Source organism: Pseudoxanthobacter soli DSM 19599 (assembly GCF_900148505.1).
Taxonomy (GTDB): domain Bacteria; phylum Pseudomonadota; class Alphaproteobacteria; order Rhizobiales; family Segnochrobactraceae; genus Pseudoxanthobacter; species Pseudoxanthobacter soli.
This window is the reverse complement of record NZ_FRXO01000001.1, coordinates 555,607-571,521: the sequence shown is the minus strand read 5'-3', so window position 1 is coordinate 571,521 and position 15,915 is coordinate 555,607. Positions and strand designations below refer to the sequence as shown.

At 67.8% G+C, this 15,915-nt stretch carries 12 protein-coding genes and 1 riboswitch; of the genes, 8 read left to right on the top strand and 4 right to left on the bottom strand.

The features are described 5' to 3' along the window. Positions 1–115: 115 nt before the first annotated feature. Positions 116–811 carry an HTH-type transcriptional regulator RutR gene (rutR, locus tag BUF17_RS02415; RefSeq protein ID WP_073625582.1) on the bottom strand — a complete coding sequence of 232 codons (696 nt, stop codon included), beginning with the start codon at positions 809–811 and terminating at the stop codon, positions 116–118. A gap of 319 nt (positions 812–1,130) precedes the next feature. Here rutR and BUF17_RS02410 point away from each other — a divergent pair, with 319 nt between their 5' ends. The 7 genes from BUF17_RS02410 to hmuQ all read left to right on the top strand — a co-directional run bounded on the left by BUF17_RS02410 (position 1,131) and on the right by hmuQ (position 8,627). Continuing rightward, positions 1,131–1,958 carry an ABC transporter ATP-binding protein gene (locus BUF17_RS02410; RefSeq protein ID WP_073625581.1) on the top strand — a complete coding sequence of 276 codons (828 nt, stop codon included), beginning with the start codon at positions 1,131–1,133 and terminating at the stop codon, positions 1,956–1,958. Positions 1,959–2,010: 52 nt separating this feature from the next. After that, positions 2,011–2,877: an ABC transporter permease gene (locus tag BUF17_RS02405; protein ID WP_073626001.1), complete on the top strand. Its 867-nt coding sequence runs from the start codon at positions 2,011–2,013 to the stop codon at positions 2,875–2,877. Beyond that, a complete protein-coding gene (locus BUF17_RS02400; protein ID WP_244530734.1) occupies positions 2,874–4,076 on the top strand; it encodes an ABC transporter permease in 1,203 nt (400 codons plus the stop codon). The genes BUF17_RS02405 and BUF17_RS02400 overlap by 4 nt, the downstream gene beginning before the upstream one ends. A gap of 68 nt (positions 4,077–4,144) precedes the next feature. Continuing rightward, the gene (locus BUF17_RS02395) at positions 4,145–5,161 is read left to right on the top strand and encodes an ABC transporter substrate-binding protein (protein WP_084563812.1); all 1,017 of its coding nucleotides are present in this window, start codon (positions 4,145–4,147) and stop codon (positions 5,159–5,161) included. An 86-nt stretch (positions 5,162–5,247) separates the two neighbouring features. Then, complete coding sequence (gene hydA, locus BUF17_RS02390; protein WP_073625579.1) at positions 5,248–6,702, top strand: dihydropyrimidinase; 1,455 nt, start codon at positions 5,248–5,250, stop codon at positions 6,700–6,702. Positions 6,703–6,798: 96 nt separating this feature from the next. Further along, positions 6,799–8,037, top strand: coding sequence for a M20 family metallo-hydrolase (locus tag BUF17_RS02385; RefSeq protein WP_073625578.1), 1,239 nt, complete (start codon positions 6,799–6,801; stop codon positions 8,035–8,037). Positions 8,038–8,294: 257 nt separating this feature from the next. Further along, a complete protein-coding gene (gene hmuQ / locus BUF17_RS02380; RefSeq protein WP_073625577.1) occupies positions 8,295–8,627 on the top strand; it encodes a heme-degrading protein HmuQ in 333 nt (110 codons plus the stop codon). Between the two features lie 47 nt (positions 8,628–8,674). Here the strand turns inward: hmuQ and BUF17_RS02375 are convergent, their stop codons facing one another. Next, complete coding sequence (locus BUF17_RS02375) at positions 8,675–11,620, bottom strand: bifunctional diguanylate cyclase/phosphodiesterase (protein ID WP_073625576.1); 2,946 nt, start codon at positions 11,618–11,620, stop codon at positions 8,675–8,677. A 323-nt stretch (positions 11,621–11,943) separates the two neighbouring features. Next, complete coding sequence (gene thiM / locus BUF17_RS02370; protein WP_084563810.1) at positions 11,944–12,813, bottom strand: hydroxyethylthiazole kinase; 870 nt, start codon at positions 12,811–12,813, stop codon at positions 11,944–11,946. A 55-nt stretch (positions 12,814–12,868) separates the two neighbouring features. Continuing rightward, positions 12,869–12,986: riboswitch (TPP riboswitch) on the bottom strand. A 237-nt stretch (positions 12,987–13,223) separates the two neighbouring features. Here thiM and gltX point away from each other — a divergent pair. Then, complete coding sequence (gltX, locus tag BUF17_RS02365) at positions 13,224–14,603, top strand: glutamate--tRNA ligase (RefSeq protein WP_073625575.1); 1,380 nt, start codon at positions 13,224–13,226, stop codon at positions 14,601–14,603. Here the strand turns inward: gltX and BUF17_RS02360 are convergent. Then, entirely contained in the window at positions 14,566–15,615 is a 1,050-nt protein-coding gene (locus tag BUF17_RS02360) for a DUF2865 domain-containing protein (RefSeq protein WP_084563808.1), read from the bottom strand. The genes gltX and BUF17_RS02360 overlap by 38 nt on opposite strands. Between the last annotated feature and the right edge of the window lie 300 nt (positions 15,616–15,915).

Sequence of the window (15,915 nt, the reverse complement as noted above, 5' to 3'; positions counted from 1 at the left end):
GAATGTCGCGGTGCTCAGAGAAAAGAAAAGGCGGTCCCTCGGGGCCGCCTTTTTTCGTTCGGACGTGATTTCGGGCGATGGTGCGACACAGGCCGGACGACACAAGCCGGCCGGATTATTTCCGCGGCAGCACACCCTTCAGCAGCACGTCGAGCAGCGCGTCGCGGGTGCGGTTGAAGAAGGCCTCGTTCGACAGATCGGAGCCGGCGAGGGCGCGTATCTGCACCGAGAAGTCGGCATAGTGCTGCGTCGTCGCCCAGATCGAGAAGATGAAATGCAAGGGGTCGATGGGAGCGAGCCGCCCCGCCTCGATCCAGCGCGTCATCGTCGCCACTTTGGCGTCCACCATGTCCCGCAGCGGACCGGTCAGCAGCGGCATCAGGTTCGGCGCCCCCTGGATGACTTCCATCGCGAACAGCCGCGAGGCCGCTGGCCGCGCCCGCGAGGCTTCGAGCTTGCGCACGATGTAGCCTTTCAAGGCATCCGCCGGTTCCTGGGCGTCGTCGATCTCGCCGAGCGGCACCACCCACATCTCGAGCGTCTGCGACAGGGCGGCGGTGTAGAGCGCTTCCTTGGACGGGAAATAGTAGAGCAGGTTGGGCTTCGACATGCCCGCGGATTCGGCGATGTCGCCGATCCGGGCGCCATGGAAGCCGTAGGCCGAGAACACCTCCGTCGCCGCGTCGAGAATGCGCTCGATATTCGCCTCGCCGATCCGCGTCCGGCCACGGGCTGGTTGCGCGGCCGTCGCCCCGGTGGATGCGGTCGGGGAGGAGAGCGCGGCGGAATCGTGTCGTCCGTCGTTCGTCATGGCGCGCGACTGCCTAATTCTTGTCCAGTTGGTCAAAGGATGGCATCCGCCGGCCTGCGGCGCCGACGCCGAGTTTAGCCCAAGTGCCGTGCGGCGGCGGTTTTTTCTGCCGTGGCAAGCTGGCACGAGGTTTGCGATTGGAGGCGGGCGCCGGCGGAAAGAGGCTTTCGCGGGCGACGGTCCCGGCGGACGGCGCGGCACGCCGCCGGCAAACGACGGAACGATTGAATATCGCTCGCGGAGCGGCAAATCTGACAACCGCAGGACGACTCGTTGCGGTGCGGATTGCAGTCACCCCGCGGAACGGAGCAGGAAGACCATGAGTGCCGCCAACGCGAGCGCAGTTCCACGGACCGAGGTGACGCCGCCGCCGAAGGCGATCTCGGTTCGCGGGCTCGATCTGACCTTCGCGACCGCCGACGGGCCGGTCTATGCCCTGTCCGATATCTCCATCGACATCGCGGCCGGCGAGTTCGTTTCGCTGATCGGCCCGTCCGGTTGCGGCAAGACCACGCTGATGCGGGTGATCGCCGATCTGGAGCAGCCGACCGCGGGCTCCATCGAGGTCGACGGGCGCACGCCCGAAGAGGCCCGTCTCGCGCGGCGCTACGGCTACGTCTTCCAGGCGCCGGCGCTCTATCCGTGGCGCACCATCGAGCGCAACGTGATGCTGCCGCTGGAGATCATGGGCCTGCCGAAGGCCGAGCGGCTGGAGCGGGCGCGCAAGCAGCTCGCGCTCGTCAATCTCGCCGGCTTCGAGCGCAAATTTCCCTGGCAGCTTTCCGGCGGGATGCAGCAGCGCGCCTCGATCGCGCGCGCGCTGTCGTTCGAGCCGGCGCTGCTGCTGATGGACGAGCCGTTCGGCGCCCTCGACGAGATCGTCCGCGACCATCTGAACGAGGAACTCCTGAAGCTGTGGCGCGCGACCGCCAAGACGGTGGTGTTCGTCACCCACTCCATCCAGGAGGCGGTATTCCTCTCCACCAAGATCGTTGTGATGTCGCCCCGGCCGGGCCGGATCATCGACGTGATCGATTGCGACTTCCCGCGCGACCGCGATCTCTCGATCCGCGAGACGCCGGAGTTCATCGCGGTGGCGCACCGGGTGCGCGAGGGCCTGCGCGCGGGGCACGCCTATGGCGACTGAGGCGGGTTCCCTCACCACGGCGCCGACGCGGCCGGGCCTGTGGCACCGGGCGATGGCCGGCACCACGGGACCGGTGATCGTGGTCGTCGCGATCATCGTGGCCATCTGGTATTGCGCGACCGCGGCCATGAACATCACGGCGGTGCGCGATGCCGCCGAACGGGCGGGTACGCCGATGGACTGGCAGCAGGCGGTCACCGCGACGATGTCGCTCGACCGGCCCCTTCTGCCGGCACCGCACCAGATCGTCGCCGAACTGGACAAGACGGTGCTTGGTGTCGCCGTCACGTCCAAGCGAAGCCTCGTCTACCATGCCTGGATCACGCTCTCGGCGGCGCTCGTGGGCTTCTGCATCGGTACCGTGCTCGGCGTCCTTCTCGCGGTGCTGATCGTTCACGTCCGCACGCTCGAAATGAGCCTGATGCCGTGGATCATCTCCTCGCAGACCATTCCGATCCTTGCCATCGCGCCGATCGTGATCGTGGTGTTCGGCTCGCTCGGAATTCGAGGAACGATGCCGAAGGCATTGATATCGGCCTATCTCTGCTTCTTTCCGGTGACCATCGGCCTCGTGAAGGGGCTGACCTCGCCAGACGTGCTGATGCGGGAATTGATGCGCACCTATTCGGCGACCGCGGCGCAGACGTTCTGGAAATTGCGGCTGCCGGCGGCGGTGCCGTTCCTGTTCGCCAGCCTGAAGGTTGCGGTCTCGATCTCGCTCGTCGGGGCCATCGTCGCGGAGCTGCCGACCGGCGCGCAGGCGGGCCTCGGTGCGCGGCTGCTGGCCGGGTCCTATTACGGCCAGACGGTGCAGATCTGGGCCGCGCTGTTCGCTGCCGCGATCCTGGCCGCGGCGCTCGTCTCGCTGATCGGTGCCGTCGAGCGCCTTGTCGGCCGGCTGATGGGCGCGCGGTCATGAGCGCGCACGCTGAACAGGCGACGGCGGCGCGTCGGGGCGCATTGCCTGACCATAAGGCTTCGGCGCGACCGGCGCCCGGGGTGCGGCTCGGGCTGTTCGCGGCCGCGCTCGCGGCCGGCGCGGCGACGCAGCTTCCGCTCGGCGGTGCGCCGCCGGTAGCCCTGGCCTCGATGCCGGTTGCGTTCACCGTCGTGGCGGTCTCTACGGCGCTTCTGTTGTGGACGTCGCTGCGTCCGCGCCGGCCGTCCGGCCTGGCGCTGATCCCCGGGCTCGTGGCGTCGCTGGGCCTGGCGGGGGCGTCGCTTGCCGCGCTCGACCTTCCGGGCGTCGCGGGCGCAGCCGGTTCCGGCTTCTGGTCGCTGGCGTTCGCAGCCTGGGCCGGGGCGAGCCTGATGGTGTCGGCGCTCGCAGCCCAGCGGCCGCGCTCGGTGGCGCAGGCGCGTTTCATCACCATCGCCGTGCCGGTGCTGTTCGGCATGTTCCTGTTCTATCTGTGGGAAATCTGCGTGCGCGCCTTCGCGGTGCCGGCGGTGCTGATGCCGGCACCGAGCGCGATCTCGCAGCGCATCGTCGGCGACCTGCCGATGCTCGGCGCCGACTTCGTGCAGACCTTCCTCAAGGGTGTGCTGTCGGGCTATGTCATCGGCAACATCGCCGGCTTCGTGGTGGCGGTGGCGGCCGACCGGGTTCCTTTCCTGCGGCGGGGCCTGCTGCCGCTCGGCCAGTTCGTCTCTGCGCTGCCGATCATCGGCATCGCCCCGATCATGGTGATGTGGTTCGGCTTCGACTGGCCGTCCAAGGCCGCCGTCGTGGTGGTGATGACGTTCTTCCCGATGCTCGTGAACGCCGTCGCCGGGCTCGCGTCTACCGGGCCGCTGGAGCGCGACCTGATGCGCTCCTACGGCGCGACCTGGGGCCAGATGCTTCTGAAGCTGCGGCTGCCGGCCGCGATGCCGTTCCTGTTCAACGCCCTGAAGATCAATTCCACGCTCGCGCTGATCGGCGCGATCGTGGCGGAGTTCTTCGGCACGCCGATCGTCGGCATCGGCTTTCGCATTTCCATCGAGGCAGGGCGGATGGCGCTCGACATGGTGTGGGCCGAGATCGCGCTCGCCGCCGTGTCCGGCACGCTGTTCTACGGCCTGGTCTCTCTGATCGAGCGGCGCGTGACCTTCTGGCACGCGTCCTATCGGAAGTGACCCATCGCGTGATTCAAGCGACCGGCGCCTCTTTCCGGGCGGCGGCGAAACAACCGGAGGCAGGAACCATGACGTTTAAACGGATGCTCGCCGCGGGACTGATCCTCGGCATGACCAGCCTGGGACTGACCGCGTTCGCACCCGCGGACCGGGCGCTTGCCGCCGATGCGGTGACGCTGCAGCTGAAGTGGGTGACCCAGGCCCAGTTCGCCGGCTACTACGTGGCGAAGGAGAAGGGCTACTACACCGATGAAGGGCTCGACGTGACGATCAATCCCGGCGGGCCGGACGTGGCACCGCCGCAGGTGATCGCCGGCGGTGGGGCCGACGTCGTGATCGACTGGCTTCCCTCCGCGCTCGCCTCGCGCGAGAAGGGCGTGCCGCTCGTCAACATCTCGCAGCCGTTCAAGAAGTCCGGCCTCTGGCTGACCTGCCGCAAGGACACCGGCATCAAGACGCCGGCCGACCTGAAGGGCAAGAAGCTCGGCGTGTGGTTCGGCGGCAACGAGTATCCGTTCCTCGCGTGGATGTCGAAGCTCGGCCTGAAGACCGACGGCTCGCCGGACGGCGTTACCGTGATCAAGCAGGGCTTCAATGTTGATCCGCTGCTGCAGAAGCAGGCCGATTGCATCTCCACCATGAGCTACAACGAATATTGGCAGGTGATCGAGGCCGGCGTGAAGCCCGAGGATCTCGTGGTCTTCAAATACGAGGACGAGGGCGTCGCCACGCTCGAAGACGGCCTCTACGTCATGGAGAAGAACCTCGACGATCCGAAGTTCGTCGACAAGATGGCCCGCTTCGTGAAGGCGACCATGAAGGGCTGGGACTATGCCCGCCAGCATCCCGACGAGGCGGCCGAGATCGTGCTCGACAACGATGCCTCCGGCGCGCAGACGGCCGAGCACCAGAAGCGGATGGCCGAGGAGATCGTCAAGCTGCTCGACACCAAGGACGACGGCAAGCTCGACCCCGCCGATTTCGACCGCACGGTGGAGATCCTGATGGCCGGCGGTTCCGATCCGGTGATCACCAAGAAGCCGGAGGGTGCTTATTCCTTCAAGGTCTATGAGGCCATGAAGTAAGCTGCGGCGACAGCTTTCATCGCGAACGGGCAGGGCGGCCGTGCCGCCCTGCCGGATCCTGTCCTGACGACGAAAAGAGTGCAGCCATGGCGATCCTGATCAGAGGCGGAACCGTCGTGAACCACGACTGGTCGCGACGTGCCGACGTACTTGTCGAGGACGGCGTCATCGTCGCCGTCGGGCCGGATCTGGAGGCGCCGGCGGGTGCGGAGGTAATCGAGGCCGGCGGCGCCTATGTCCTGCCGGGCGGCATCGATCCCCACACCCATCTCGACTTCATGTTCATGGGCACCGTCTCCGCCGACGATTTCGAGTGGGGCACCAAGGCGGCGCTGTCCGGCGGCACCACGATGGTGGTGGATTTCTGCATTCCCGGGCCGGGACAGTCGATGCTGTCCGCCTACCAGGACTATCGCCGCAAGGCCGAGCGCGCGACCTCCGATTACGGCTTCCACATGGGTGTGACCGGCTGGGACCGGGACACGTTCAACGACATGGAAACCGTGGTGAAGACCTACGGCATCAACACCTTCAAGCACTTCCTTGCCTACAAGGGCGCCTTGATGGTGAACGACGACGAACTCTACCACTCGTTCAGCCGATGCGCGTCGCTCGGGGCGCTGCCGCTCGTCCACGCCGAGAATGGCGACGTCGTGTTCCGCCTTCAGGAGCGCTATCTGCGCGAGGGTATCACCGGCCCCGAAGGCCACGCCTATTCCAGGCCGCCGGAGGTGGAGGGCGAGGCCACCAACCGCGCCATCATGATCGCCGACATGGCCGGCTCGCCGCTCTATGTGGTGCACACGTCCTGCCGTCAGTCCCACGAGGCGATCGCGCGGGCACGGGCCGCGGGCAAGCGGGTGTGGGGCGAGCCCCTGATCCAGCATCTCGTGCTCGATGACGGCGAATACCAGAACCGAGACTGGGACTATGCAGCGCGCCGCGTGATGTCGCCGCCCTTCCGGCCGAAAGAGCACCAGGCGAGCCTTTGGGCCGGGCTGCAATCCGGGTCGCTTCATGTGGTGGCGACCGACCACTGCGCCTTCACCACCGAGCAGAAGCGCCTTGGCGCGGCCGATTTCACCCGCATCCCGAACGGCACCGGCGGCCTCGAAGACCGCATGGCGGTGCTGTGGACCGCAGGCGTCGGCACCGGCCGGCTGACGCGCGAGGAGTTCGTCGCGGTCACGTCGGCCAACATCGCGCGCATCCTCAACATCTACCCGCGCAAGGGCGCGGTGGCGGTCGGCTCCGACGCCGATCTGGTGGTGTGGGACCCGGCAGCGACCCGGACGATTTCCGCGGCGAGCCAGATCAGCCGGATCGATTACAACGTGTTCGAGGGTTACGAGGTCACCGGCCTGCCGGCCGTGGTGCTGTCGCGCGGCAAGGTCGCCTGGATCGACAGGGAACTGCGCGCGGAGGCCGGCGACGGGCAGTACGTGCCGCGCCCGGCCTTCCCCGCCGTCGCGGTCGCGGACGCCCAGTGGCGCGAACTCAATGCGCCGAAGCGGGTGGAGCGGATCGACGTAACGCCCTGAGCGCGCTTGAGGGCTTCGCCGGACGAGAAAAGCCGCATGAGCGGTGAAAGCGCGCGGGCGCGAACGGCGCGGCGCGCGACCAGGGATCCACGAGTGATGTTGCAGAACCTCCAAATCGATCCGAAGCGCCTCTGGGACATGCTGATGACCACGGCGCAGCTCGGCGGTACGCCGAAGGGCGGCATCTGCCGGCTGACGCTGACGGACTGGGACCGGCAGGTGCGGGACTGGTTCAAGGCCGAATGCGAGGCGCTCGGCTGCACCGTGACGGTGGATGAGGTGGGCAACATGTTCGCCGTGCGGCCGGGCCGGCGCGACGACATCGCCCCGATCGCCATGGGCAGCCATCTCGACACCCAGCCGACCGGCGGCAAGTTCGACGGCGTGCTCGGCGTGCTGGCGGGCCTCGAAGTGCTGAAGACATTGCACGGCAGCGGATACGAGACCAACGCGCCCGTCATGCTGGTCAACTGGACCAACGAGGAGGGCTCGCGTTTCGCCCCGGCCATGCTCGGTTCGGGCGTCTATGCGGGCGTGTTCGATCGCGCCTACGCGGATAGCCGCGTCGACCGGCAGGGCGTGACCTTCGCGGAGGCGCTCGACGGGATCGGCTATCGCGGCGAGAGTCCCGCCGGCTCGGTCGAGATCGGTGCGATGTTCGAGCTGCACATCGAACAGGGGCCGATCCTGGAGGCGGAAGGCAAGACCATCGGCATCGTCCAGGGCGTGCAGGGCATCCGGTGGTACGAGGCGACCGTGAAGGGGCAGGAGGCCCATACCGGTTCGACGCCGATGACGATGCGCCGCAACGCGCTGCTCGGCGCCACCCGGTTGATCGAGGCGGTCGACGCCATCGCCAAGGCGCGTCCGCCTGCGGTCGGCACCGTTGGGCTTGTGGAGGTGAAGCCGAACTCGCGCAACGTCATCCCTGGCGAGGTGTTCTTCTCGGTCGATTTCCGCCATCCGGAAGACGCGGTGCTCGACGACATGGAAGCCGCGCTTGAGGCGGCGGTGGAAGAGGTGCGCGCCGCCACGGGCCTCGATATCGTGTGTGAGCGCATCTGGTCGTCGCCACCCGTCGTGTTCCACAAGGACCTGATCGCGTGCGTTCGGGAGGGGGCGGCCACGGCCGGCTATCCCGCGCGGGACATTATCTCCGGCCCGGGACACGATGCCTGCTATGTCAACCGCGTCGCCCCGACCACGATGATCTTCGTGCCCTGCAAGGACGGCATCAGCCACAACGAGGCGGAATCGACCGAACCCGGAGAGTGCGCCGCAGGAGCCCAGGTGCTGCTCAACGCGGTTCTCGCGTACGACCGGACGCTTTCCTGAACCCCCTTGCGCGGTCGCTGCCGGGATTTCGCGCCGGCGCTGCGGTTGGCGACGGGGCGAGACAGTCTGCGGACGGGGCATTATTTCCCGTCCCTTCGCGATGATCGGCCGTCCGAGCCCCGTGAAGCGGAAGAAGTCCGGCAGCGCTCAAATGGACTTATAATAATTGCAAATAGGTTTCAAAAGCAGGAAATGCTTGCCCTGTGCGCCGGAGCGCGGCAAAAGATCGGCATCGTCATTCTTCTGAGGACAGAGCCATGTTCATTGCCATGAATCGATTCCAGGTGCGCAAGGGCGAGGAACCGGCCTTCGAGGAGGTCTGGACCAAGCGCGAGATTCATCTCGACCGCGTGCCGGGCTTCCAGTCGTTCCATCTGCTGCGCGGTCCCGAGCGCGAGGACCACACGCTCTACGCCTCCCATACCGTCTGGGAGAGCCGGGCCGCCTTCGAGGACTGGACCCGTTCGGAGGCGTTCCGCGCCGCCCACCGCAGCGCCGGCTCCGGCAAGCCGCTCACGCTCGGCCATCCGGAGTTCGAGGGTTTCGAGACGATGCTCGAGCTGATGCCGGCGGCCCCCGCCGCCGCCTGACGCCCGCGCGCAAGCGCCGGAATGCCACGCTTCGCAAAGGCCGGGGATCAGCCGTTCCCGGCCTTTGCCCTTTGCTCGAAGATGCCCGGTTTCAGCAGATCCACGGCTTCCTCGACGGGCACCGGCATCGAGAACAAATAACCCTGCAGCAGGGTGCAGCCTTCCGCTGCCAGGAACTGCGCCTGGAGCGGCGTCTCCACGCCCTCCGCAACCACCCGCATCGACAGGCTGTGACCGACGCCGATGATGGCGCGGATCAGCGAATCCGGCTCCTGCCCGAGCCCCGTATCGACGACGAAGGACTTGTCGATCTTGATGGTGTCGATCGGAAAGCGCGACAGATAGGACAGCGCCGAAAAGCCGGTTCCGAAGTCGTCGATGGCGAATGTGCAGCCGGCTTCGACGAGATGGCGAATATTGCTGACGACGGCGTTCGACGTGCGCAGCAGCGTGCTTTCGATGATCTCGAACTGAAGCCGCTTCGGCGAGATACTGCGCCCGGCGAGCTGCCACAGCACTTCCGACGAGAAGTCGACGTGTTCTAGGTCGCTCGGGCTGAGATTGATGGCGAGGCTGATCTCGTCGTGGCCGCGGCGGTCGAAATATTCGATCGCCTCGATCGAACGTCGGATGATGGCACGGGTCATGTCGTGCATCAGGCCGAGATGTTCCGCCGCCTCGACGAACTGCACCGGGCTGATCACGGTGCCGTCGGCGCTCCGCCAGCGCGACAGCACCTCGAACCGCGTGGTCCTCCAGGTGACGGGGTTGACCTGCGCCTGGAGCAGGATGCGGATGGCGTCAATCGCGGGTTCGCTGCGCAGCGCGTTTTCGACGGCGAGCCGGCGGCGCGACTCCACCTCCATGCGTTCGTTGTAGATGCTGAAGCGGTTGCGACCGCTCCGCTTCGCCTCGAACAGGGCGAGGTCGGCCTCCCGCAGCAGCAGTTCCGGCGCGCTCTCCGATTCGCTCGCGGTCGCGCCCGCGGTGACGGTGATGCTGTAGCGCTCGGAGCCCTCGTCCACGGGCTTGCGCATGGCCCCGACAATGCGGTCGGCGATCATCGGCATCGAGGCGATGCTGTCGATGTTCGGGAAGATGATGGCGAACTCGTCTCCGCCGAGGCGGGCGACGACGTCGATCTCGCGCACTTCCCGGCGCAGGCGGCTCGCGACGGCGACCAGAACGGCGTCACCCGCCTTGTGGCCGAGGGAATCGTTGACGTCCTTAAAGCGGTCGATGTCGATGATCAGCAGGCCGGTCTGCTTGCCGTGGCGGTTGCTCTCCCGCATCATCAGGCTCAGCATCCGGAACATGGCGCGCCGGTTCGGAAGTCCGGTCAGCGTGTCGTGCATCGCGTCGTGGCGAAGCTGTTCCTCGGCCCGCTTGCGCGAGGTGATGTCGGTGTGCGAGCCTGCCATCCGGTAGGGCATGCCCTCGTCGTCCCGGAGCGCGACGCCGCGCGCCAGAACCCAGATATAGGACCCGTCGGCCTGCCGCAGGCGGTGTTCCACCATCAGCTGCGGCGCCTTGTTTTCCAGGTGCGCGGCAATGCGTGCGAGCACGTTCTCGCGGTCGTCCGGATGAATCGAGTCCGTCCAGGTATCCGGCCTGTCGTTGAGGACGACGTCCTCCTCCAGGCCGAGCAGCGCCTTCCAGCGCGGTGAGTAATAAATGCGGTCCGAACGCAGGTCCCAGTCCCAAAGCGCATCGTTCGCGCCGCGCACCGCCAGCGCGTAGCGCTCCTCGCTCTCCTTCAGGGCCATCGCGGCGTGGCGGCGCTCGGCTTCCGACGCGAGGAAGACGTTGAACCAGTGCGTGAGCTCCGCCGTTTCGCCGGTTCCCACCACGGGCAGCGGCTTCAGATCTGCGGTCGGATGCTCAAGCGTCTTGAAACGGTCAATCAGGGCGCGGATCGGCCGGACGATCCGGTTCGATCCGAGGATGCCGGCGACGATGACGATCACGAGGCTGCCGCCAAGGATCAGGACGGTAAGAATGCCGATCGCGCGGGCCGGCGCCTCGACGGAGGCGAGCGGCGTCACGTTGACCACGAACCAGCCGATGTTCGCCGCCTCGGCATAGGCGACGATGGCACGTTGGCCGTCGATAAAGGCTTCCGTCGCCGGCTCATCTCCGGAAATCGCATCTATGACCGCTTGAGGCGCGGGTTGACCGATCCTCGTGCCGTCCGCTGCAAACAGCACGACGCCGTCGCGCGCCACCACCAGCAGGGTGCCGGGATTGCGACTGTTCGCTGTACGCAGATGCTGAAAAAGTTCGTCGGCGCTGAGATGGACGATGAGCGCGCCGATCATGTCGCCACCGGCGGAAGGAAGGGACTTGTCGGGACTGCCGGACGGTCCGATCGCGTGCACGGCGATGCCGAACGTCACGACCGAGGGATCCCCACCCGGCACCGTGTCCGCCCCCAGCCAACGGATGCTCGGATCTCCGTCCCGGATCGCCAGCAGCATGCGGTCGCGCTCGGCCCGGCCCGGCGCCCCATTCTTAGGCGGGGCACCGACGCGGAAATAGTTGCCCTGCGTATCGATCACGTCGATCGCCACGATGCCGCGCAGCGCGAGATAGCCGGAGAGGGCGTCGCGGATGGTTTCCTGAACGAGGGCGGGTCTGGGAGCGCCTTCCTCCGCCGGAGGCAGCGCCGCCAGCATGGTGCGGACGTCGGCAATGCCGGCGATCGCGGTGACGAGCCGCTCGACCTCGTTGACCTGGAGCGTGAGGAAATCGGCTTCGGAGGCCAGCGTGGCGCGCAAGTTCCGCGCCGTGAGGTCACGGATGGTGCTGCTCGCGACGTGATAGGACATCACGCCCTGAACGCAGAGCGGCGCGACGCTGAGCAGAATCACGAACAGGGCGAAATTGGCGGCAAGCGAACCGGCGAAGCGACGCTCTTGACGCGGACCGTCGCCTCCGCCGGCACGTTGGCGCGCGGCATCGGCCGATCCGAGTTCGGATAACGTCTTCTTCATGCTTCGCGCCCGCCCAAACGCACCTCTGGGAAGCCCAGCGGCGAGGGGCGGGATCGTTCAACGCGATCCGACCGACTCGCGCCGCAAGCCGGCCTTCCACCACGACCGGTTGCCACGCATCCCACTTATCCTCTCCGGCGAACCATATCAGCCTGAGAGAATTAAGGAACACCGATAAAGGCGTTTATTACTGGCAGAAATTGCAGCCGGCTTCGGCCGCGCCAGTCGCCGGGCGCGTGCTGAAAAGGCAAAGGCGGCGAGCGCCGGCTTCGGCCGGCGACAGGCCTTCGGGACCTTCTACGGCACGCGAATGCCCGGGGGCATCAGCCGGTGGCGGACACCACGGCGATCCGGGCGCGGGCATCCAGCACCTCCGGCGTGATGCTCCAGAGCGCATCGTGCAGGTGGACGGCGAAGCTGCCGGGGCCCCGAGGGGGCTCGCCGGGGCCGACGTCAGCGGCGATCTCACCGGCGACCGCGATCAGCGTCATCGCGCCCACGGCCGCCTCCAGAGGGGCGATGCCAGCGCCGAGGAAGGCGCCGATCAGCGCCGTCGCGGTGCAGCCCGTGCCGGTCACGCGCGTCAGCATTTCCACGCCGTTGGAGAGTTCCACCCGCCGGGTGCCGTCGGTGACGATATCGACGGGGCCGGAAATCACCACGACTGCGCCAAGGCGGCGCGCGAGGGCATCCGCATGGCCGGCGGCGTCGGCGACGCCGTGTGCCGCGTCGACACCTCGCCCGGCGACGCCGCCCGCGGCGGCGGCAAGGATCTCGGAGGCGTTGCCGCGCACAACGGCCGGCCGCTCTGCGAGCAGGGCGGAAACGGCCTCACGGCGGAAGGCCGTGGCGCCGCCGGCGACCGGATCGAGCACCCACGGCCGCCCTGCCGCGACGGCGGCACGGACCGAGCTGATCATCGCCGCGAGCCAGGGAGCGGAAAGGGTGCCGATATTGACCACCAGCGCGGAGGCGATCGCCGCAAATTCCGGCGCCTCCTCGGGCGCGTGCAGCATGGCGGGCGCGGCTCCGGCAGCGAGCAGCGCATTGGCCGTCGGGGTCATCACGACATAGTTGGTGATGTTGTGAACGAGCGGTGCCGCCGCCCGCATCCGCGCAAGCGCCTCGCCGGGGCTGAGCGAGAGCGGCGCGACGGTGGGCTCGCCGGATGGCGAAAGGATATCGCCGGACATGGGTCGTCTCCTCGTTGGCCGGCTGAGGAGACGGTGCGGCGCGCCACCCTGAGAGGCCGGTGCCGACGGGCCGCTCCCTTCGCCGGCATGATCCGGATCAGGTTCGATGGGTGTGATCTCAGCCGTCGCGGCGTTCCCGATGGAAGGCGGCGACGGCACCCCAGGCCGATCCTTGAGCATAGACCATCGGCCGGTGAAAGACGACGCGGATGAAAGCCGGCCCGCCCCGGTGCCCGGCACTTATCCCCGGTCCGTCCGCTTTGCCCCCGGCCGAAGCGTCCGGCATCGCAGCGGGTGAGACCCGTCGTGGCGGCGAACTCGTCCGTTCCCGCCTGCCGCGCGGCGGGCTATATAGCGGCGCGCCCCGTCAACGACATCACGGCCGGGCCTGGGACGAGAGCTGAGAGACGATGACACCCACGGTACGCTTTGCGCCTTCCCCGACAGGCTACCTCCATCTCGGCAATGCCCGCACCGCGCTGATCAACTATCTGTTTGCACGGCGCAACGGCGGACGCTTCATCCTGCGTCTCGACGATACCGACCGGGAGCGCTCGACCGCGGCCTTCGCCGACGCCATTCTGGAAGACCTGGCCTGGCTCGGGATCGAGCCCGATGCCGTCGTCCGGCAATCCGACCGCTTCGGGCGCTACGATCAGGTTGCCGAAGACCTGCGGCGCTCCGGTGCGCTCTACGACTGCTACGAGACGGCCGAGGAACTCGACTATCGCCGCAAGCGCCTGCGAGCGCGCGGCCTGCCGCCGGTCTACGACCGCGCCGCGCTGGCGCTGACGAACGACGACCGCGCCCGCCTGAAGGCGGAAGGCCGTTCGCCGCACTGGCGTTTCCTGCTGCCCGACGCCGTGGCCGGATCGGCAAAAGGAACGACCGGCGCAGATGATGCAAGCGTGGTGTCCTGGACCGATCTCGTGCGCGGGCCGACGAGCGTCGACCTGCGTTCGCTATCGGACCCGGTGCTGGTGCGCGCCGACGGTTCCTATCTCTACACGCTGCCGTCCGTCATCGACGACATCGACCTCGGGATCACGCATGTCATCCGCGGCGAGGACCACGTCACCAATACGGCGGTTCAGATCGCGCTGTTCCAGGCGCTCGGCGGGCCGGTGCCGTCGTTCGGGCATCACAATCTTCTCGTGCTCGCCGACGGCAGTGCCATGTCGAAGCGCACCGGAACCCTGTCGCTGCGCAGCCTTCGGGCGGAAGGCTACGAGCCCATGGCCGTCGCCTCGCTCGCAGTGCTGGTCGGGACGTCGGAGGCGGTCGAGGCGGTTGCCTCACTCGACGACCTCGCCGGCCGCGTCGACCTCGCGCATATCTCCCGCGCTCCGGCGCGGTTCGATCCGAGCGATATCGCCGGGACCAACGCTGAACTGGTCCACGCCATGGACTATGAGGCGGCCCGGCCCCGCCTGGACACGCTCGATGCCGATCTCGGGCCGGCATTCTGGGAGGCGATCCGCGCCAACCTCACCGTCGTCGCCGATGCCGAGGCATGGCGGGACGTGGTGCGGGGGCCGCTCGCGAAGCCGGCGGGCGACGCGCAGGATGCGGCGTTTCTGGCCGCGGCGAGGGATCTGCTGCCGCCCGAACCGTGGGACGCGGCGAGTTTCCGCGCCTGGACCCAGGCGGTTTCCGCTGCCACGGGCAAGCGCGGCAAGGCTCTGTTCCATCCGCTTCGCGTGGCGATGACCGGGCGCGAGGACGGCCCCGAGCTCGCCAAGCTGATGCCGCTCATTGGGTTTGAAGAAATGTCGGCCCGACTGTCCTGACGCGGAGCGGCGGCTTGCTGATCGCCGGCTTTGCCGGTGCCGCCGGTTCAGCTGACGACGCTGACGCAGAGGCCGCTGCGGCATCCGCGGGTGCGGCGCCATCGACGACGGCCGGATCCGCAGCGGTGACGGCGGCCGTTCCCGGCTGGGCCACGTCGACGACGCCTGTCGGCCGGCTCATGTTGTCGGGAGCGGCAGCGTCCGCGGAGCAGCTGCAACCCGGGATGCGCCCGTCGCGGAAGCGGAAGGCCGCCGGCAGCTGATTGTAGGGCTGCCCGTCCTGCAGCGAGACGATCTCGGCGGCAGGATCACCGTTGCGCTGAACGTAAAGCGACACCGGGCTCGCCGGGCACGTCTTCTCGCACGCCGCCTGATCGCGGGTGAAATCGGTCTCGGCCGATGCGCGGCCGATCTGGAAATAGTAGCCGTCGCAACCGCGCACGCAATAGGTCCGGTAGGTCTCGACATTGGCCGCCGGCGCGGCCGGGGTCGCCGGAACGGCGGCGACGGCGGGCTGCGCGGGTGTTTTCGGCGTCAGCACGCGGGGACGGTTGCCGCCCTTGTCGGGTTGCTGCGGCTCGGCCTGCTTGGTGCCGCCGAAGATCGGAAAAAGCTGCTTGAGGAAGCTGCCGGGATCAGACCCGGAGCCCCCCTCTGTGAGGGCGACGATGCGACCGTTCTGGTTGACGTAGCGGGTGCGGGTGTTGTCGGAGTTCGCCGTCCCGCCCTTGACCGCGCCGGATTTGGCCGCAGGCGCCGCTGCGGTGCTGCAGTTCTGCGCGGCATACTGGCGGCGCAGCGCCTCCAGCCGCTGCTGGTCCTTGGCGGCGGCGGCCTGGTAGATCTGCCGGCCGATGGACGTGCAGTCCGCCGCCGTCGCCGTCGCCACTGAACCCGGCACGAGGCCGCTGACGGCGAGCGACCCGGCGAGCAGGCCCGTTGCCGCGAGGTGCCTGCCAACGCGCGGCACGGCCATGAGGCGGCGAAGATATCGAACGTATTTTCCGGTCATTGCGGCAGCACCTTGCCGGGACGCGCCTGAAAAGAGCCGTGCGATGCGAGCGCAGCATGGCCCGGATGCCCTGAAAGGGCGACATGAGGCGTCCAATCTCGACGATTATGCCTAGCTTGATCTATCCGCGTTATCAATCCCTTACGAATTCGCACGGCCGCTGTGTCCGATAAAGCCGCTGCGCCGCACCTTGCCTTGTCACTCGGACCGCACGTTCTGCGGGCGGCCGTGCCGCAGCCGTCCGTCCGATGGTAGAGATGGCGTTCGATCGGTGCGGCCTTTGGCGGAAAAACCGCATCG